Annotated in this window: 19 protein-coding genes; 10 read left to right on the top strand and 9 right to left on the bottom strand. The window is 56.7% G+C overall.

From position 1 onward, the window contains the following. Positions 1 to 6: 6 nt before the first annotated feature. Positions 7 to 1269 carry a glutamate-5-semialdehyde dehydrogenase gene (locus ACR0L1_RS19145; RefSeq protein WP_480860366.1) on the top strand — a complete coding sequence of 421 codons (1263 nt, stop codon included), beginning with the start codon at positions 7 to 9 and terminating at the stop codon, positions 1267 to 1269. Here the strand turns inward: ACR0L1_RS19145 and ACR0L1_RS19150 are convergent. Beyond that, positions 1266 to 1862, bottom strand: coding sequence for a histidine phosphotransferase family protein (locus ACR0L1_RS19150; protein ID WP_480860368.1), 597 nt, complete (start codon positions 1860 to 1862; stop codon positions 1266 to 1268). The genes ACR0L1_RS19145 and ACR0L1_RS19150 overlap by 4 nt on opposite strands. 43 nt (positions 1863 to 1905) lie before the next feature. Here ACR0L1_RS19150 and ACR0L1_RS19155 point away from each other — a divergent pair, with 43 nt between their 5' ends. The 5 genes from ACR0L1_RS19155 (at position 1906) to tsf (ending at position 5684) form a co-directional block, all read left to right on the top strand. Then, positions 1906 to 2088: a DUF3553 domain-containing protein gene (locus tag ACR0L1_RS19155; protein ID WP_480860370.1), complete on the top strand. Its 183-nt coding sequence runs from the start codon at positions 1906 to 1908 to the stop codon at positions 2086 to 2088. A 97-nt stretch (positions 2089 to 2185) separates the two neighbouring features. Next, on the top strand, positions 2186 to 2941 hold the full coding sequence (olsB, locus tag ACR0L1_RS19160; RefSeq protein WP_480860372.1) for an L-ornithine N(alpha)-acyltransferase: 756 nt from the start codon (positions 2186 to 2188) through the stop codon (positions 2939 to 2941). A gap of 3 nt (positions 2942 to 2944) precedes the next feature. Beyond that, positions 2945 to 3781 carry a lyso-ornithine lipid O-acyltransferase gene (olsA, locus tag ACR0L1_RS19165; RefSeq protein WP_480860373.1) on the top strand — a complete coding sequence of 279 codons (837 nt, stop codon included), beginning with the start codon at positions 2945 to 2947 and terminating at the stop codon, positions 3779 to 3781. A gap of 167 nt (positions 3782 to 3948) precedes the next feature. Continuing rightward, positions 3949 to 4731 carry a 30S ribosomal protein S2 gene (gene rpsB / locus ACR0L1_RS19170; protein ID WP_170769743.1) on the top strand — a complete coding sequence of 261 codons (783 nt, stop codon included), beginning with the start codon at positions 3949 to 3951 and terminating at the stop codon, positions 4729 to 4731. Positions 4732 to 4808: 77 nt separating this feature from the next. After that, positions 4809 to 5684, top strand: a complete 876-nt coding sequence (gene tsf, locus ACR0L1_RS19175) for a translation elongation factor Ts (protein ID WP_170354186.1) — start codon at positions 4809 to 4811, stop codon at positions 5682 to 5684. Between the two features lie 369 nt (positions 5685 to 6053). Here tsf and ACR0L1_RS19180 read toward each other — a convergent pair whose 3' ends face one another. The 3 genes from ACR0L1_RS19180 to ACR0L1_RS19190 form a co-directional block, all read right to left on the bottom strand. Further along, positions 6054 to 6809 carry a helix-turn-helix transcriptional regulator gene (locus tag ACR0L1_RS19180; protein WP_170769744.1) on the bottom strand — a complete coding sequence of 252 codons (756 nt, stop codon included), beginning with the start codon at positions 6807 to 6809 and terminating at the stop codon, positions 6054 to 6056. After that, positions 6809 to 7255, bottom strand: a complete 447-nt coding sequence (gene aroQ / locus ACR0L1_RS19185) for a type II 3-dehydroquinate dehydratase (protein ID WP_480860375.1) — start codon at positions 7253 to 7255, stop codon at positions 6809 to 6811. Before aroQ ends, ACR0L1_RS19180 begins: the two co-directional genes overlap by 1 nt. A gap of 136 nt (positions 7256 to 7391) precedes the next feature. Continuing rightward, positions 7392 to 8387, bottom strand: coding sequence for an NADPH:quinone oxidoreductase family protein (locus tag ACR0L1_RS19190; RefSeq protein WP_480504319.1), 996 nt, complete (start codon positions 8385 to 8387; stop codon positions 7392 to 7394). Positions 8388 to 8525: 138 nt separating this feature from the next. Between ACR0L1_RS19190 and ACR0L1_RS19195 the strand changes: the two genes are divergently transcribed. Both ACR0L1_RS19195 and ACR0L1_RS19200 read left to right on the top strand, forming a co-directional pair. Further along, positions 8526 to 9344: an SDR family oxidoreductase gene (locus tag ACR0L1_RS19195; protein WP_480552128.1), complete on the top strand. Its 819-nt coding sequence runs from the start codon at positions 8526 to 8528 to the stop codon at positions 9342 to 9344. Between the two features lie 17 nt (positions 9345 to 9361). After that, complete coding sequence (locus ACR0L1_RS19200) at positions 9362 to 10405, top strand: phosphotransferase (protein ID WP_480860377.1); 1044 nt, start codon at positions 9362 to 9364, stop codon at positions 10403 to 10405. Here the strand turns inward: ACR0L1_RS19200 and ACR0L1_RS19205 are convergent. Continuing rightward, positions 10391 to 10996: a 2-hydroxychromene-2-carboxylate isomerase gene (locus ACR0L1_RS19205; protein ID WP_170790919.1), complete on the bottom strand. Its 606-nt coding sequence runs from the start codon at positions 10994 to 10996 to the stop codon at positions 10391 to 10393. The genes ACR0L1_RS19200 and ACR0L1_RS19205 overlap by 15 nt on opposite strands. 143 nt (positions 10997 to 11139) lie before the next feature. Between ACR0L1_RS19205 and ACR0L1_RS19210 the strand changes: the two genes are divergently transcribed. Then, positions 11140 to 12369: a serine hydrolase domain-containing protein gene (locus tag ACR0L1_RS19210; RefSeq protein ID WP_480860378.1), complete on the top strand. Its 1230-nt coding sequence runs from the start codon at positions 11140 to 11142 to the stop codon at positions 12367 to 12369. A 49-nt stretch (positions 12370 to 12418) separates the two neighbouring features. Next, positions 12419 to 13279 carry an acyl-CoA thioesterase gene (locus tag ACR0L1_RS19215; RefSeq protein WP_480860380.1) on the top strand — a complete coding sequence of 287 codons (861 nt, stop codon included), beginning with the start codon at positions 12419 to 12421 and terminating at the stop codon, positions 13277 to 13279. A 5-nt stretch (positions 13280 to 13284) separates the two neighbouring features. Here ACR0L1_RS19215 and ACR0L1_RS19220 read toward each other — a convergent pair whose 3' ends face one another. The 4 genes from ACR0L1_RS19220 to phoU all read right to left on the bottom strand — a co-directional run bounded on the left by ACR0L1_RS19220 (position 13285) and on the right by phoU (position 16907). Further along, the gene (locus ACR0L1_RS19220) at positions 13285 to 14052 is read right to left on the bottom strand and encodes an SDR family oxidoreductase (protein WP_480860382.1); all 768 of its coding nucleotides are present in this window, start codon (positions 14050 to 14052) and stop codon (positions 13285 to 13287) included. A 110-nt stretch (positions 14053 to 14162) separates the two neighbouring features. After that, the gene (locus ACR0L1_RS19225; protein ID WP_170790911.1) at positions 14163 to 15392 is read right to left on the bottom strand and encodes an acyl-CoA dehydrogenase; all 1230 of its coding nucleotides are present in this window, start codon (positions 15390 to 15392) and stop codon (positions 14163 to 14165) included. A 110-nt stretch (positions 15393 to 15502) separates the two neighbouring features. Further along, positions 15503 to 16192 carry a phosphate regulon transcriptional regulator PhoB gene (gene phoB / locus ACR0L1_RS19230; RefSeq protein ID WP_480860384.1) on the bottom strand — a complete coding sequence of 230 codons (690 nt, stop codon included), beginning with the start codon at positions 16190 to 16192 and terminating at the stop codon, positions 15503 to 15505. Positions 16193 to 16205: 13 nt separating this feature from the next. Continuing rightward, the gene (gene phoU, locus ACR0L1_RS19235; protein WP_170769755.1) at positions 16206 to 16907 is read right to left on the bottom strand and encodes a phosphate signaling complex protein PhoU; all 702 of its coding nucleotides are present in this window, start codon (positions 16905 to 16907) and stop codon (positions 16206 to 16208) included. Between the last annotated feature and the right edge of the window lies 1 nt (position 16908).

A 16908-nucleotide genomic window follows, 5' to 3' on the forward strand; every position in this document is an offset into this window, starting at 1 on the left:
CCCAAGATGAAGGATTTCGACAGCATTCCCGCCCTGATGGCCGATTTGGGCGCGCGCGCCAAGGCTGCTGCTGCTGAGTTGGCCTTTGCCAGTGCAGAACGCAAACACGCCGCTCTGATCGCCGCGGCCGAGGCCGTCTGGGCTCGCCGCGCTGAGATTATCGAAGCCAACAAGAAGGACCTGGAATTTGGGCGCGACAAGGGCCTGAGCCCAGCGATGATGGACCGTCTGATGCTGGACGAATCCCGAATTCAGGGGATGGTCGATGGGCTGCGCACGGTGGCCGATCAGACCGACCCGGTGGGCGAGATTCTGACCGAATGGGACATGCCCTCGGGGCTGCATATCCAGCGCGTGCGCACGCCTCTGGGTGTGATCGGAGTGATCTATGAAAGCCGCCCGAATGTAACAGCGGATGCGGGTGCGCTGTGCCTGAAATCGGGCAATGCGGTGATCCTGCGAGGGGGCTCGGAAAGCTTCCATTCGTCTGGCGCGATCCATGCTTGTTTGGTCGAGGGTCTAAAGGCCGCTAACCTGCCTGAAGACTCAATCCAACTGGTGCCGACGCGCGACCGAGCAGCCGTTCAGGAATTGCTCACCATGACCGACTTTGTAGACGTGATCGTGCCTCGTGGTGGCAAGGGGCTGGTCGGATTGGTTCAGCGCGAAGCCCGCGTTCCTGTCTTTGCTCATCTCGAAGGCATTGTACATATCTATATCGACAAGGCGGCAGACCCCGCGAAAACCCTTGAGGTCGTGCTGAACGCCAAGACCCGGCGGACGGGGATATGCGGTGCCGCCGAGTGCCTGCTGATCCATCAGGACATTGCTGAAACGCTGGGGCGGGATGTCATCACCGCGCTGCTGGCCGCCGGAGTTGAGGTTCACGCCGAGGGCTCCTTGGCTCTCGACGGTGCGTTGAAAGCGACGGATGAGGATTGGGGTAAAGAATTCCTCGACAGTATCATCGCCGCTAAGCCCATAGCAGATATCGATGAGGCCATCGCGCATATCCGTCAATTCGGCTCGAACCACACCGACTGTATCATGACCGAGGACCCGCAAGCTGCGGCCCGGTTCTTTGAACGGCTGGACAGCGCGATCCTGATGCACAACGCCTCAACCCAGTTCGCCGATGGCGGCGAGTTCGGAATGGGGGCCGAGATCGGGATTGCCACAGGCAAAATGCATGCCCGTGGGCCGGTTGGGGCCGCCCAACTGACCAGTTTTCAATACCTTGTGCGGGGCAACGGGACGGTCCGCGCCTAAAACCTGATCTCGACGCGGGTTGCGGTGGTTTCTGCCGTAATCCGCCGCCGCATCGCATGCGCCGTTTCCGGCAGAAGGGCGAATTGCACCTTGGCGGGGGTGATCTTATCGGCAAACCGGCCTTTGGGCAGGTTATTCCACAGATCGCTTTCTATGTTCAGCTTGTCTGCCACGCCCGTCACGGTCCATTGATCAACATCGTTGCGGATCGTAACCTCACCCCCGAAGGGCATCGCGCTTTCGCAGCACATCAGCGCCAGAAACGCCAGTTTGACCTGAGTGCGCGGCACCGCCTCGGTCAGGTTCCATCTCACGCGCACACGGCCTGCGGCTTCAACATCTTTCAGCAAGGCGCTGACCTCGGCGCGGCCCAGGGGTTGATCGCTGGCCGATCCAAACGCCACCCGGAAAAAGCGGATACGCGCGCCTGCGCTGCCGACACTGCCCGAGATCAGCTCCATCTCCGGGCCTTGGGTGCCGCCAACCATTTCCAGCAGCTCCAACCCGTTGGCGATCGCGCCGATCGGGCTGATCAGATCATGACAGATCCGCGAGCCGATCAGCTCGGCCAGGTTGACGTCTGTTGCGCTCATGCGTACCTCCTGCTGTATCTGCCGCCGGACCCGGAGCCCAGTCATGTCAAAACTCAATGCCATTCTTGCACCGGGCATGTTTGTCCGCCACCCCGATTTCCCCGATTGGGGCATTGGACAGGTGCAGTCCAATATCGGCGGCAAAATCACCGTGAACTTCCGCGAGCAGGGGAAAGTGGTGATTGACGGATCGCGCATCGCTCTGGTGCCCGTCTTTGATCCGTGAAACTGGTTTAGGAAAGGTTAACATCCAACCGGTTCAGGCGATGTTGCCATTCCCCCGACACCTGCGGTATCAGCCCTGAAACCACAGGGACGTTCTGATGTCGGGTACAGGCCCATCTTTCACCGTCAAACTCGCCGAGACCGAGGCCGAACTGCGTGCCGCGCAGCGGCTGCGCTATGACGTTTTCGTGCGCGAACTGGGCGGTGGCGGAGAGATGGTGGACCACGACGCAGGGCTAGAGCAGGACCGGTTCGACCCGTATTTTGACCATATGCTGGCCATCGACGACCAGACCGGCGAAACTGTGGGCGTTTACAGGCTGTTACCGGGTGAACGTGCAGCAGATCTGGGGCAGTTTTATTCCGAAGACGAATATGATGTGAGCGTTCTGAAAGACAGCGGTCGCAAGCTGTTGGAATTGGGGCGATCCTGCCTCCACCCTGACTATCGCGGCGGCACGGCAATGTATCATCTGTGGAACGGTCTGGCCGCCTATGTGAACGCGCGCCAGATTGAAGTTCTGTTCGGCGTCGCCAGCTTTCATGGCACTGATGTTCAGGCGCTGGAGCAGCCTCTGTCGATGTTGCATCACAACCACCTCGCCCCGCCAGACCTGAGGGTGCGGGCGCAACCCGATGTGTTTCAGCCGATGGACTTGGTGGACGTGGATGCGCTGGATCGCCGTGCAGCCATGGTGCAGGTTCCAGCGCTGATCAAAGCCTATCTTCGGCTGGGCGGGTTCGTGGGCGAGGGCGCTTTCATCGACTATGCCTTCAACACAACGGACGTGTGCCTGATCCTGGACACAGCGCGTATGAACGAGCGCCAACGGCGCATCTATAGCGGAGCGTAACCCTTGAGCGACGCATCCTGGCACAGCGAAGACGCGCCTGATCCCATTGAACTGGGCCTGATCGGCTGGATTCTGGTCATTCTGCGAGGTCTGCCTTTGGCGGCATTGGTCTTTGGCGGGCTGATTATTCTGCTGACCCTCCGCCTGATCGAGAGACCGATTTACGGCGTCCGCCGCCCAATCACGCCCTTCATCACACAGTTTGTCTGTCGCAACGCTTTTCGCATTCTAGGAATGGGATTCCGCAGTTCCGGAGAGTTGATGACCCAACGTGGAGCAGTGGTGGCCAATCACTCCTCGTGGTTGGATATTTTCGCGCTAAACGCCCGCAAAAGGGTCTATTTCGTCTCGAAAGCCGAAGTGGCGAAATGGCCCGGTATCGGCTGGCTTGCCCGGGCCACGGGTACGGTCTTCATCGAACGCAACCGAAAAAAGGCGCGCGAGCAAACCTTGTTGTTTCAGGAACGCTTGTCCGCAGGTCATAAGTTGGTGTTCTTCCCGGAAGGCACCTCGACCGATGGAATCAGGGTTTTGCCCTTTAAAACAACACTCTTTGCTGCATTCTTTACAGATGAACTGCGCGAATTCATGTATGTGCAGCCGGTTTCCGTTATTTACCATGCACCTGCCGGACAACCCAACAGGTTCTATGGGTGGTGGGGAGATATGGATTTCGGTCCGCATTTGCTGAAAACGCTGGGCGCCCGTCGGCAAGGCTGGGTAGAGTTGATCTACCACACACCCGCCAAGGTCAGCGATTTTGAAAACCGCAAAGCGTTGGCTGCTCATTGCGAGGAAGCCGTCCGTCATGCCCATGGCTTGGCGCGGCTTGAAAAATAGGGGCGAAAGCCTCTTGCGTTGTACCAAAACCTGCCGTATACGCGCGCCATTCAAACCCGCAGGCGGGGTTTGGGCTTTTTGCAGGGAGACATCCTCATCAGGCCCGCCGGTTGGAGCATCCGCTTCTTTCACCCCCGCCAAGGCGTAAACCGGAAAAGGAAAATAGCATGGCTCTTCCCGAGTTCACCATGCGTCAGCTGCTGGAAGCTGGCGTTCACTTTGGTCACCAGACACAGCGTTGGAATCCCCGCATGGGCCCGTTCATCTACGGCTCGCGCAATGGCATCCACATCATGGACCTGACCCAGACCGTTCCGATGCTGGATCAGGCTCTGCAGGCTGTTCGTGACACCGTTGCAAAAGGTGGCCGCGTTCTGTTCGTTGGTACCAAGCGTCAGGCCGCTGGCCCGATCGCCGAAGCGGCTGAAAAGTCGGCTCAGTACTACATGAACCACCGCTGGCTGGGCGGTACGCTGACCAACTGGAAAACCGTTTCCCAGTCGATCAACCGTCTGAACCAGATCGACGAAGCAATGGAAGCCGGCGCAGAAGGCCTGACCAAGAAAGAGCGTCTGGGCATGGAGCGTGACCAACAGAAGCTGCAGGCTTCGCTGGGCGGTATCCGCGAGATGGGCGGCGTTCCTGATCTACTGTTCGTCATCGACGTCAAAAAAGAAGCACTGGCCATCGCCGAAGCCAACAAGCTGGGTATCCCGGTTGTGGCTGTTGTCGACACCAACTGCTCGCCCGACGGTGTTGACTACATCATCCCCGGCAACGACGACGCAGCCCGCGCCATCGGTCTGTATTGTGACCTAGCCGCTCGCGCCGCTCTGGACGGCATGACCGCTCAGATGGGTGCTGCTGGCGTAGACCTGGGTGCATTCGAAGAAGCACCGGTTGAAGAAGTCGTTGCAGAAGAAGCCGCTGAAGCTCCGGCTGAAGCGTAAGCTGCCCGTCACGTAATTGACACATGGGGCAGGGTATGACCTGCCCCAATTCCGTTTGAATTGAGGAGAGCCAAAAGATGGCAATCACAGCAGCAATGGTTAAAGAACTGCGCGACAGCACAGGCGCAGGCATGATGGACGCGAAAAAAGCCCTGACCGAAACCGGCGGCAACATGGACGAGGCCGTTGACTGGCTGCGCACCAAAGGCCTGGCGAAAGCGGCCAAGAAATCGGGCCGTACCGCAGCAGAAGGTCTGGTTGCTGTTCACGTCAACGGTGGCAACGGTGTTGCTGTCGAAGTGAACTCGGAAACCGACTTCGTTGCGAAGAACGCTGAGTTCCAGGAAATGGTCGGCAAGATCGCGTTTGCAGCCGAAGGTGTTGCAGACGTTGACGCTCTACTGGCGGCTGACTTGGGTGGCAAATCCGTTGCCGACACTCTGACCGACAAGATCGCCACCATTGGTGAGAACATGTCGGTGCGCCGCATGGCGAAGCTGTCGGGCGACACAGTTGTGTCTTATGTCCACAACGCAGCCACCAACGGCATGGGCAAAATCGGCGTTCTGGTTGCTCTGACCGGTGGTGACGAAGCGATCGGTAAGCAGGTTGCGATGCACATCGCAGCTGTGAACCCGGCAGCTCTGTCCGAGGCCGACATGGACCCGGCGGTCGTCGAGAAGGAAAAGCAGGTTCAGATGGACATCGCCCGCGAATCCGGCAAACCGGAGCAGGTGATCGAGAAGATGATCGAAGGCCGTATGAAGAAATTCGTGGCTGAATCGACTCTGCTGAACCAGTCGTTCGTTGTGAACCCTGACCTGACCGTTGAAGCAGCCGCCAAAGAAGCAGGCGCAACCATCACCGGCTTTATCCGTCTGGAAGTTGGCGAAGGCATCGTGGTGGAAAAAGAAGACTTCGCCGCCGAAGTTGCAAAAGCAGCCCAGGGTTAAGCGATTTTCCGGACCTCTTGGGGTCCGGGACACTTTAAGAACCGGTCGCGCAAGGCGTGGCCGGTTTTTTCTTGCGCGCACAAAAAAAGACGCCGAAGCGCCTGGCATTGAAGGATAGGGTTGGGGGGCCCCGCATGATGGGGATGGTCGAGGCCCCCCGGATTTCCGACATAGGTACGTGGACGAATAGACGCCCCTGTGTCAGAGCGGCCGGAGAGCCCTGAAATCACAAAGATCCGACCAAATGTTCCCAGGCTAAAGCCACCACTCACGGAACGCTCTCATTTTGCAACTACGGGTCACAATCGAAAAGTAATGTTTTCCTTACCCTAGGTAAATTGACGCAGGTAAGCGTCAAAAAATTGGGGTTTAGGCCTCCATCACGAACATCTGATTTTGAAAAGATGCCTTCAGAACCGCCTGGGCTGTGGTTTCGACCGCCAGCGACTCACGCGCCAGACGCAAATGTTTCTCAACAGTGGCTGCTGTCAGGCCCATCAGCAGCGCGATATCCTGCGTGGTTTTTCCATCTCCGACCCACTCCAGCGCCTCTCTTTGGCGCTTTGTCAGAGCTCTGTTTGGAGCGTTGTAAGGCAGGGTCAGGATCTTGAGATGCGCCATATTGTTCATCAGCAAAATATCTTCGCCGTGCTCTGCCCAGATTGCATCCACATCTTCCTGAGACCGTGCGCCACAGGCAGATAGAGAAATCGCACCTTTCGACCGCGCCGACACTGACGTAAAGCTAACCGTATACCCGGCAACAACACCCTTCGAGCGGTTGAACTCAAGCACTTCCAACTCCTGCGCAGTCAAAGCGCCGGACATCATCATATCCTGCGTCATCTGCCAACTGGCCGCACCTTCATTTTCCAGCGCCCATTTCAGCATCGGCGCATGAAAATACAGCCCACTGCGCAGGAACCCATCCAGATAGGGTTTGGTATGGTTGGTGAGAATGACAAAATCTTCCGGGTCGCCCAACGAGGTCGGGGTCTTGTAGCGCGTATACCCGTACAACAGCCGGTCGAAGCCGTATTCAGCCATTTGGCGGCAGTGGGCATCCCACAATTCCTCAAGCGTTTTGGTGTAGCTCAGGAAATAAAGATACTCACTCAGCCTCATTAAGCGCCCTCACGGTCAAGGAACCCAGCCAGCGCGTCCAACGCCAGGATGTAGCTTTGCGCACCAAAGCCACAAATCTGGCCGACGACGACTTTCGAGATATACGAGGTATGGCGAAAGCTCTCGCGTGCATGGATGTTTGACAGATGCACCTCGATGGTGGGAAGCTCGACCGAGGCGATAGCGTCCATCAGCGCAATAGACGTATGGGTATAGGCGCCGGCGTTCAGGATGATGCCGTCCTGCGTCCCTTTGGCTGCGTGGATCGCGTCCAGCAAGGCACCTTCATGGTTCGACTGCATATGCGCGACTTCGAAACCGATTGTTTCTCCGTGCGTTACGCATATTTCCTCAACCATTTTCAGGGTTGTTTTACCATATACCTCTGGCTGACGCGTGCCCAGCAGATTCAGGTTCGGGCCGTTTAAAATCAGAGCTTTACGCATTTTTTTCACTGTTCCCGTTTTTTTGGTTCTTAAACGCCAATGGGTCCCCTTGTCCACCGCCAGCGCTGCGTCACTTTCCTGGTTGCCCGAACGCAGTGCTGCAACGCAACACCGGCCCGCTCTTATTGTAGGGTTGTCAGAGCATCGTCACGACAATTTTGCCCAAGGCACCGCGCCCGGATAGTAAGGACAAAGCCTCAGCGGCTTTTTCCAGTGGAAACGTCGTGCTGATTTGCGGCTTGATTCTGGCAGCGTCGTAGAACTGGAACAGTTCCTGCACATTCTCCGCGTGTCCTGCAGGGTCTCTAAAGACCGAAGCGCCCCAAAACACTCCGACAATCTGACAGCCTTTCAACAGTGGCAGGTTCAGCGGAATTTTGGGAATCCCAGCCGGGAATCCCACCACCAGAAAACGACCACCCCACGCCATCGCACGCAATGCGGGTTCCGCATAGTCTCCGCCGACCGCGTCATAGACAACATCGACACCAACTGGCCCAGCCAACGCCTTGATATCGGATGAAAAAGCCTTTTGAGCGTCCCGATCCATTTCGGTCGCGTAAACGATTGTATCATCCGCCCCAACTTGTCGACAGAACGCGGCTTTTTCTTCCGATGACACGGCGGCGATGACACGCGCGCCCATTGCCTTGCCCAATTCGATGGCAGCGGTTCCTACTCCACCCGCAGCCCCCAGAATCAACAGGGTTTCGCCAGCCTTCAGCGCCGCGCGATCCTTCAGAGCATGATAAGAGGTGCCGTAAGTAAAGATGAAACACGCGGCATCCTCAAAGGGCATGGAATCCGGGAACTTCACCGCAGTCGAAGCCTGAATAGTCAGATGTGTTGCGAAGCCGCCATGACCGGTCAGCGCCAACACACGGTCGCCGACTTCGAACCCAGCGGCACCTTCACCTACCGCCAGCACCTGACCCGCAATCTCGCCACCCGGAGCATAAGGGCGCGGCGGTTTGATCTGGTAGAGGTCCCGGATCATCAGCGTATCAGGAAAATTCACCCCGGCGGCTTTGACGCCCACCAACAACTCGCCCTTGCCCGGCTGCGGATCGGGCAGGGTGGTCAGTTCCAAAGTTTCTGGTCCACCCGGAGCGACGCTGAGTAAAGCTTGCATGTTGACCCCGTTATCCCTGTTATTCCTACAGGAGGAAGTTTGGCGCAGCCCGATACGTTGTCAAGGATATGACGTTGCAGCGGTACGCGTATGCAGACACCATGCCAGCGCCAAATGAACAAACACGAGGAGCACCCGATGACACCCGAATCCCTATTCTCGGTCGAGGGAAAGACAGCCCTAGTAACTGGCGGTGCCACGGGAATTGGCCGCATGGCCGCCGAAGCCCTAGTGCGGGCCGGCGCAAGGGTTCTCATCGCCTCGCGCAAGCAGGACGCGTGCGAGGCCGTAGCTGCCGAACTCAGTGCGCTAGACGCGCCGGGCAGCGCAGAGGGGTTTGCCGGTGACGTTGGTAGCAAAGAGGGCGTGGACGCGCTGGTGGACGAGGTTCACAACCGCACGGACAAGCTTGATATCCTTATGAATAACGCAGGCGTGTCTTGGGGTGCGCCAATGGGACAGTTCCCTTATGAGGCCTGGGATAAGGTCATGTCGGTGAATGTAACAGGTATATTCGAATTGACCCAGAAACTGTTGCCAACGCTTATGAAATCAGGTTCGGCCGATGATCCGGCCCGTGTTGTCAATGTGGGATCGGTCATGGGTGAGGTACCGATGGGCGACGGCGCCTACAGCTATTCAGCCTCTAAAGCAGCGGTTTTGCACCTGACCAAGATCATGGCCAAGGAATTCTCGCCCTACCACATCACAGTCAACGCCTTGGCACCGGGGCCGTTTGTGTCGCGTATGACCGCCTTTGCCACTGCCGATGAAACCACCCGCGACAAAGTCGGAAAGTCAGTTCCGCTGGGTCGGGTCGGCGCGGATGAGGATATTGCGGGCTGCATGCTGTTTCTGTGTGGTCGCGGCGGCAGCTATGTCACCGGAGCCGTCATCCCGGTTTCGGGTGGGATTAATGTGGTGACCGCGGGAAATATCTTCGCAGAGGCCCTGTGAGCGGTAAGGAGACTGATATGTCCACGGACACGCAATTGGACCTGAAGGCTGTTGATGCCTATCTCAGCGCGCATCTCGACGGCTATCGAGGCCCGTTGGAGGCCACTAAATTCGCCGTCGGTCAGTCCAACCCAACATATGAATTGAAGACACCGACGCAAGTCTATGTTTTGCGGCGTAAACCTCCTGGCATACTCCTAAAATCCGCTCATGCCGTGGACCGGGAATTTCGGGTTCAAAAAGCCCTGTCGAACAGTCGAGTGCCGGTGCCCGAAATGTTCCTTTTGTGCGAGGACGACACCGTCATTGGATCGGCCTTTTACGTAATGGAGCGCCTGGACGGTCGTAACTTCCTTGAGCCGACTATGACAGGCGAAACCAAGGAAACGCGCGCCGGTGTTTTTGAAGAGATGAACCGCGTATTGGCCGAGCTCCACATGGTCGATATCCAGGCCGTGGGCCTCTCCGACTTTGGACCGCCGGGAAATTATTTCGAACGGCAGATCTCACGCTGGACCAAGCAATACCGCGCGTCCGAGACCAAAACCATTGCTCAGATGGACCAACTGATTTCTTTACTCGACGCGTCAATGCCTGCTGATGACGGCCAGAGAACGCTGGTTCATGGGGACTATCGCATTGACAACATGCTATTCGAAAAGAACGGCACCCGTTGTATTGGCGTTCTGGACTGGGAACTTTCTACGATCGGGCACCCCTATGCCGATCTGGCGGCTGTGATCATGCAGTGGCAAATGCCACCGGGAAAAGAGGGGCGGGGCCTGGCAGGCATCGACCGATCCAGCCTCGGCCTACCGTCGGACAACGAGTTCATTGCAGCCTATTGCAAGCGCCGTGGACTGCCGGGCATCGACAACTTCGGATTCTACCTTGCTTTCAATTTTTTCCGCATGGCCGGTATCCTGCAAGGTGTCTACAAACGCGCCTTGGACGGTAATGCCTCGGACCCGGAAAGGGCTAGAAAATTAGGTGGTTATGTTCCGATGTTTGCCCAGTATGGCTTGCAAGCGCTTGAGGGCGCAAACTCACACACTACGTGACAATTCAAGTTCCAGATTGGGCAAGCTGTTTTTGCCAAAAAACATCTCGGAGCTTGCAAAAAATGTGGGAACACCAAAAACACCGCGCTTGGCCGCATTTTTGGACTGATCCTTTAGTTGCTGCTTAATGCCCAGCTCTGTCATCGCTTCGCGCAGTTTTCGGACAGGCAGTTCGTTGTCTTGCAGAATATCCATCAGCACCGTAATCTCATCTGCTTTTTGACCATGCACCCAGATAGCATCAAAGATCGCGTCTATGTATTTGGCTTCCCATTGTTTTCCCGAGGCAAAGACCGCTCCGCGCATGGCGAATTTGGTATTGATCGGAAAATGGGGGCTCATATGAAAACTTACGCCGCGCCGACGGGCATAGCGATGGAGATCATGGGTCAGGTAAGCAGTTTTCTGACGGTTTTCCGAGAATGCCTGAAACGGGCTTTGGTTGTTGGTCGCTTTGAAAATTGTCGACAGAAGAACTGGCACATAGTTGATCTGCACCCCATGATCCGCCACCAGCTTTGGCATCACCTTATGAGCCAGAAATGCGTTCGGGCTGCAAAAATCATATATAAAATCCAGAGTTTGTGACATGATTTTGATCCTTCCATCCCGACTCGTCGATTCTTTAACCCGTTGAGTGTAACAGCCATATGGAAATAGCTGCATCCCCATTGCGTTAGGTGACCACGCCCGGCAAAATCCGGGGAATTGATAGGCAATGTCAGGACGTCCACATGTGCAGTCAGACCACGCTCGACCCTTCCCGCCTCGGGCGCATTCCGATGTGGATGCAACGCTATGTGGATGAGCGGAAGTATGCAGGAAGTTCCGTTCTGATCCACCATCAGGGTCAAGAGGCATTCTTCCACGCCTGCGGGCTTCGGAATGTGGAGCAGAGCTTGCCTTTCCAGCGCGACACGATTGCCCGAATTTATTCAATGACCAAGCCAGTGACGTCTGTGGCATTGATGATGCTTGCCGAACGCGGAAACTTTCACCTCGACGCGCAGGTATCTGACTTTATTCCAGAGTTTTCGAATATGCATGCCCTTGTGCCGGGCGCAAGCCGGATGGACCAAACCGAACCCTCGACAACCCCGACCTTGCATCAATTGCTGACCCATACAAGTGGTTTGAGCTATCCGTTTAACCCCGGGCTGCTGCCGAGTGCGATGGAAAATCAATCCATCGTCTTTGGCCCGCGTGAGGGTCTTTTGGCGAACCGGGTGACTGCGCTCGCTGACCTGCCGCTGGCATTCCATCCCGGCAGTCGTTGGGAATATTCGGTGGGCATCGACGTGATCGGCCGGGTCGTGGAAATCGTGTCTGGCAAAACGCTGGATCAGTTCTTTCAGGAAGAGATTTTTGACCCGCTGGGTATGTCTGAGACCGGATTTACTGTTCCCAAAGATGCCGGGGACCGTTTTGCATCACTCTACACGCCCTTAGCTGGCAATGCGATGGATCTGAATTCGGCTGAGACCGGTGGTGACAGCCTGCGTTTGACAGATAGCTACGAAGATTCTGCCTTTCTCGACACCACCATGTGCTCTGGGGGCGGCGGTTTGGTCGGCACAATCGACGACTATGCTAAATTCGTCCAGATATTGCGAAATAAGGGGCAGGGGAATGGACACCGCCTGCTCAGCAGCAGAACGGTAGAATTCATGATGCGCAATCACTTAGCGGGCGACATTGCCTCGATGGGTCCAAGTAGTTTTGCGGAACAACCGATGGAAGGTACCGGCTTTGGTCTTGGCGGTTCGGTGGTGATTGATCCGGGCCGAACAGCCACACCGGGCTCTTTGGGAGATTTCAGTTGGGGCGGCATGGCCTCGACCTTTTTCTGGATCGACCGCAGCAATGACGTGACTGTCGTCTTCTTTACGCAGCTTTCGCCGTCTAGTTCCTATCCGTCACGGTCGGAACTCAAGGGGCTTGTCCTTGGGGCAATGATTGAATGACCTTCAGCAGCCTGTTACGCCATGTCATAGACAGATCGGAGAGCCCCACATGACCGAAGCCGAACATATTCTTCTGGATCTGTTGTCTTTGGAACGGCTTGAGGTTGATCTGTTTCGTGGCACAGGGTCGGGCGGTGAAACGCCGACGCGGATATTTGGTGGACAAGTCGTCGCCCAGGCCCTGTCTGCTGCATACCGTACCGTGGAAGACCGTCTGTGCCATTCTTTGCACGCCTATTTCATTCGCCCCGGCGATCCGTCAATTCCCGTTATTTATCAAGTGGATCGGGCCCGAGATGGAGGTTCTTTCACCACCCGCCGAGTCATTGCGATCCAACACGGGAAACAAATCCTTAACATGTCGGCCTCTTTCCATATTGCAGATGACGGCTGGGACCACCAGCATCCAATGCCCGACATCTCCGGCCCCGAGGGATTGCCCGCGCGGTCCGAGGTCAGACGACAATATCTGGGTCGCGTTCCCGAACGTCTGCGATCCGAGCTGATGCGCGACCGTCCGATCGATGTACGCGAAGTCCACCATCTGGACCTGTTCGCGCCTGACAAGTCCGACGATCGAAACGCCATTTGGTTTCGAATGAACGCCGCACAGGGCAGGGACCAAATCACCCAGCAATTGCTGTTGACCTATGCTTCGGACATGTACCTGCTCAGCTCGGGACTAAGACCCCACGGCCTGAGTTGGTTTACCGGTGAGGTCAACGGAGCCAGCCTGGATCACGCCTTGTGGTTCCACGCACCGGTGCATTTCGACAAGTGGCATCTGTATTCTATGGATTCGCCCTGGGGCGGTCGAGGTCGCAGCTTCAATCGTGGTTCAATCTACACACAGGACGGCATATTGGTTGCATCTATCGCACAGGAAGGGTTGATGCGACGAGCGCGGTAGTTTGATCAATTATCCTCGATAAAAATTTGATTTAGCTTCTGCATTCCGCCCAGCCACCGATCATAATCGGTCGCTTTGTGGCGCATATAGTCCAGAACCTGCGGATGCGGCAGGATCAGAAACTGCTCTGCTTCAATGGCTTGAACACAGGCTTCCGCGACCTCGGACGGTTCGAGCATACCGTCGATCGACGCGACAGACACTTCGTATCCCTTGGTCATGTCTGAACGCACCGCCTGTGGGCACAGAACCGAAACTTTCAAACCCTTGCGCCCATATGTCAGCGCCAGCCACTCGGCAAATCCAACGGCTGCGTGTTTTGTGACGCCATACGGCGCAGCACCAGGTTGATTCAACAGCCCGGCAGCCGATGCGGTCATCAAAAAATAACCGCCGCCGCGTGCCAGCATCTTTGGAACCAGATGTCGCGCGGCCCAGACATGGGACATGACATTGATCTTCCACGTTCGATCCCAATCCGCATCGGGTGTATCAAAACCGCCGAGCGTCAAAATCCCAGCATTCGCGCAAAACAGATCTATTGGCGCGATCTGATCTTCGACGGTATCGATCAACGCCTTCACATGATCTTCGCTGGACACATCGCAGTGCAGAGCGTGACCACCGATGGAGCGCGCAACGCGTTCCGCTGCGTCCAGGTCAACATCCGAGCAGACGACCGTTGCACCAAGCTGGGCAAACCGTTCGGCGAGACCTTTACCAATACCACCAGCGGCGCCGGTTATGACGATGGTTTTTCCGTTCAATTGCATTTTGCGCTCCTGAAGTGGTTATCAGGAGAGCATCGTAAGGCTTTGAGGAACTGTGCAAAGTTCAAATCACGCGCAGGCATTATTTTACCATAATACCAATTACGCGAAACTCAATAGAAGGCTTGCAGGCCCGTTTGCGCACGCCCCAGGATCAACGCATGCACGTCATGCGTCCCCTCGTAGGTGTTCACGGTTTCCAGATTGACCATATGGCGGATCACCTGGAATTCCAGCGAGATACCGTTGCCCCCATGCATGTCCCGTGCCATCCGCGCGATGTCCAACGCTTTTCCGCAATTGTTGCGTTTTACGATCGAGATCATCTCGGGCGCAGCAGCAGCGTCATCCATCAAACGACCAACACGCAGGCTGGCTTGCAAACCAAGCGCGATTTCGGTCTGCATGTCCGCCAGTTTGCGTTGGAACAATTGTGTCTGCGCCAAGGGTTTGTCGAATTGCTTGCGATCCAGCCCGTATTGACGCGCCGCGTGCCAGCAGCATTCCGCGGCCCCCATGGCACCCCAACTGATACCATACCGGGCGCGATTGAGGCAGCCAAACGGTCCTTTCAACCCCTGTACGTGGGGCAGCAAAGCGCCCTCGTCAACCTCAACTCCGTCCAGCACGATTTCGCCGGTAATCGAGGCGCGCAGGCTCATCTTGTTCTGGATCTTCGGCGCGCTCAGGCCCTTCAGGCCTTTTTCAAGCACAAAGCCCCGGATCTTCCCGTCATGTGCGTCGGACTTGGCCCAAACGACAAAAACATCAGCGATCGGAGAGTTTGAAATCCACATCTTGCTACCGGTCAAACGGTAGCCGCCGTCGATCTTTTCCGCTCGAGTTTTCATTCCCGCCGGGTCAGAGCCCGCATCGGGCTCTGTCAGGCCAAAGCAACCGATCCATTCACCACTGGCCAGTTTCGGCAGGTATTTGCGGCGCTGTTCTTCACTGCCATAGGCATAGATCGGGTACATCACCAATGAACTTTGCACCGACATCATCGAGCGATAGCCGGAATCCACACGCTCAACCTCGCGCGCGACAAGACCGTAGGCGACATACCCTGCCCCGATACCCCCATATTCTTCGGGAATCGTGGTGCCCAGCAGGCCCATTTCGCCCATCTCGCGGAAAATCTCGGGATCGGTTTCCTCGTTCTGAAACGCTTCCAGAACCCGCGTTTGCAGTTTCTCCTGCGCATAGGCCCGCGCGCTGTCGGCGATCATCCGTTCGTCTTCAGTCAACTGATCAGACAGGCGAAATGGGTCCTCCCACGCAAATCGCCCAAGGTCCGGCGCATCTTTGGCACGCAAGGTCGGTTTGGTATCTGGGGCGTTCATGGGGCTTCTCCGCTCTGTCAGCTTCGGCGCAACCTAACCCGGTGATGCGCCAAAGGACAGAAAGAGTTTTGCATTTCCTCATGAGTAAAACTCATAGGGTAGCGCGCACCCTACCCCAACGCGTATCCCGCGCCGCGAACGGTTCGAACTGGGTCGTCGCCGCCATGTTGCGTCAAAGCTTTACGCAAGCGACCGATATGGACGTCCACCGTTCGGGTGTCGACATAGATATCGCGACCCCAAACCCGATCGAGCAATTGCTCACGGCTCCAGACACGGCCCGGTTTCTCCATAAACGTGCTCAGCAGCCGAAATTCAGTCGGGCCCAGTTTCAAAGGCTTGCTGCCGCGGCTGACCTTGTGAGTTTCAGAGTCCAGAATGATATCGTCGAATTCCAATCGGATACCAACCGTCGCCGGGCGCACGCGGCGCAGTTGCGTCCGCACCCGTGCCATTAGTTCAACCACCGAATAGGGTTTGACTACATAGTCATCAGCACCGGTTTCCAGACCGCGCACCTTATCGACCTCTTCAGTGCGGGCCGATAGCATGATGATCGGAATCAAGCGTGTGTCAGGGCGTGATTTGAGGCGGCGGCAGACTTCGATCCCGCTCAGGTTGGGCATCATCCAATCCAAGACAATGATGTCCGGGCTGTCTTCGTCCACCAGTAACATGGCTTCGTCGCCATTAGCCGCCTTGGATACGCGGAACCCTTCCGCTTCAAGATTATAAGCCAGCACTTCACGCTGGGCCAGTTCATCCTCGACCACCAGCACTGTGGGTTGATCGGCAGACATCTCAGAAATCTCCTCAGACGGATTGCGAGGTTACATCGGCCTTTGGCCGCGCTTCGGCGGGGCGTTCGCCGGTCACCAGATACACGACCTGCTCGGCGATTGCGGTGACGTGATCGCCCATACGCTCGATATTCTTGGCGATGAAATGCAGATGCATACAGGACGAGATGTTGCGCGGATCTTCTGCCATGAAGGTCAGAAATTCGCGGAACAGACCATTATACATCTGGTCCACTTCTTCATCGCGGTTGATCACGTCGGTCGCCAATTCTGCGTCACGCTGGATGTACGCGTCCAGCGCGTCGCGCAGCATATGCTCGACTTCACGCGCCATGCGACGCAAGGCTGCGGCGCTGCCGTTGATCTCGCCTGCATTGACAAGAACCGTGGTCCGTTTGGCGATGTTCTTGGAATAATCGCCAATGCGTTCAAGGTTGCCAGAGACTTTAAGAACCGACAGAACCAGACGCAGATCGCTGGCTGTTGGCGCACGCAGCGCGATCAGGCGGGCGGTTTCCTCGTCGATCAGTTCCTCAAGCGCGTCGATGGCCTTGTCGCCTGCGCGGACCTGTTGCGCCAGTTCCTCGTCGCGCGTTTCCAGCGACCGGGCCGCACCCATGATGGCGGCTTCGACCAGCCCGCCCATCTTCATGATGTGGGCCTGAATGGCTTCTAGATCGCGGTCGAAGGCGGATGCAATATGTTGTTCGGTCATG

The sequence above is a fragment of the Ruegeria sp. J8 genome (assembly GCF_056531925.1).

Coding starts and splice junctions, on each gene's coding strand:
- ACR0L1_RS19145 (WP_480860366.1), top strand. CDS start 7: ATGAAGGATTTCGACAGCATTCCCGCCCTGATGGCCGATTTGGGCGCG.
- ACR0L1_RS19150 (WP_480860368.1), bottom strand. CDS start 1,862: ATGAGCGCAACAGACGTCAACCTGGCCGAGCTGATCGGCTCGCGGATC.
- ACR0L1_RS19155 (WP_480860370.1), top strand. CDS start 1,906: ATGTCAAAACTCAATGCCATTCTTGCACCGGGCATGTTTGTCCGCCAC.
- olsB (WP_480860372.1), top strand. CDS start 2,186: ATGTCGGGTACAGGCCCATCTTTCACCGTCAAACTCGCCGAGACCGAG.
- rpsB (WP_170769743.1), top strand. CDS start 3,949: ATGGCTCTTCCCGAGTTCACCATGCGTCAGCTGCTGGAAGCTGGCGTT.
- tsf (WP_170354186.1), top strand. CDS start 4,809: ATGGCAATCACAGCAGCAATGGTTAAAGAACTGCGCGACAGCACAGGC.
- ACR0L1_RS19180 (WP_170769744.1), bottom strand. CDS start 6,809: ATGAGGCTGAGTGAGTATCTTTATTTCCTGAGCTACACCAAAACGCTT.
- aroQ (WP_480860375.1), bottom strand. CDS start 7,255: ATGCGTAAAGCTCTGATTTTAAACGGCCCGAACCTGAATCTGCTGGGC.
- ACR0L1_RS19190 (WP_480504319.1), bottom strand. CDS start 8,387: ATGCAAGCTTTACTCAGCGTCGCTCCGGGTGGACCAGAAACTTTGGAA.
- ACR0L1_RS19195 (WP_480552128.1), top strand. CDS start 8,526: ATGACACCCGAATCCCTATTCTCGGTCGAGGGAAAGACAGCCCTAGTA.
- ACR0L1_RS19200 (WP_480860377.1), top strand. CDS start 9,362: ATGTCCACGGACACGCAATTGGACCTGAAGGCTGTTGATGCCTATCTC.
- ACR0L1_RS19205 (WP_170790919.1), bottom strand. CDS start 10,996: ATGTCACAAACTCTGGATTTTATATATGATTTTTGCAGCCCGAACGCA.
- ACR0L1_RS19210 (WP_480860378.1), top strand. CDS start 11,140: ATGTGCAGTCAGACCACGCTCGACCCTTCCCGCCTCGGGCGCATTCCG.
- ACR0L1_RS19215 (WP_480860380.1), top strand. CDS start 12,419: ATGACCGAAGCCGAACATATTCTTCTGGATCTGTTGTCTTTGGAACGG.
- ACR0L1_RS19220 (WP_480860382.1), bottom strand. CDS start 14,052: ATGCAATTGAACGGAAAAACCATCGTCATAACCGGCGCCGCTGGTGGT.
- ACR0L1_RS19225 (WP_170790911.1), bottom strand. CDS start 15,392: ATGAACGCCCCAGATACCAAACCGACCTTGCGTGCCAAAGATGCGCCG.
- phoB (WP_480860384.1), bottom strand. CDS start 16,192: ATGTCTGCCGATCAACCCACAGTGCTGGTGGTCGAGGATGAACTGGCC.
- phoU (WP_170769755.1), bottom strand. CDS start 16,907: ATGACCGAACAACATATTGCATCCGCCTTCGACCGCGATCTAGAAGCC.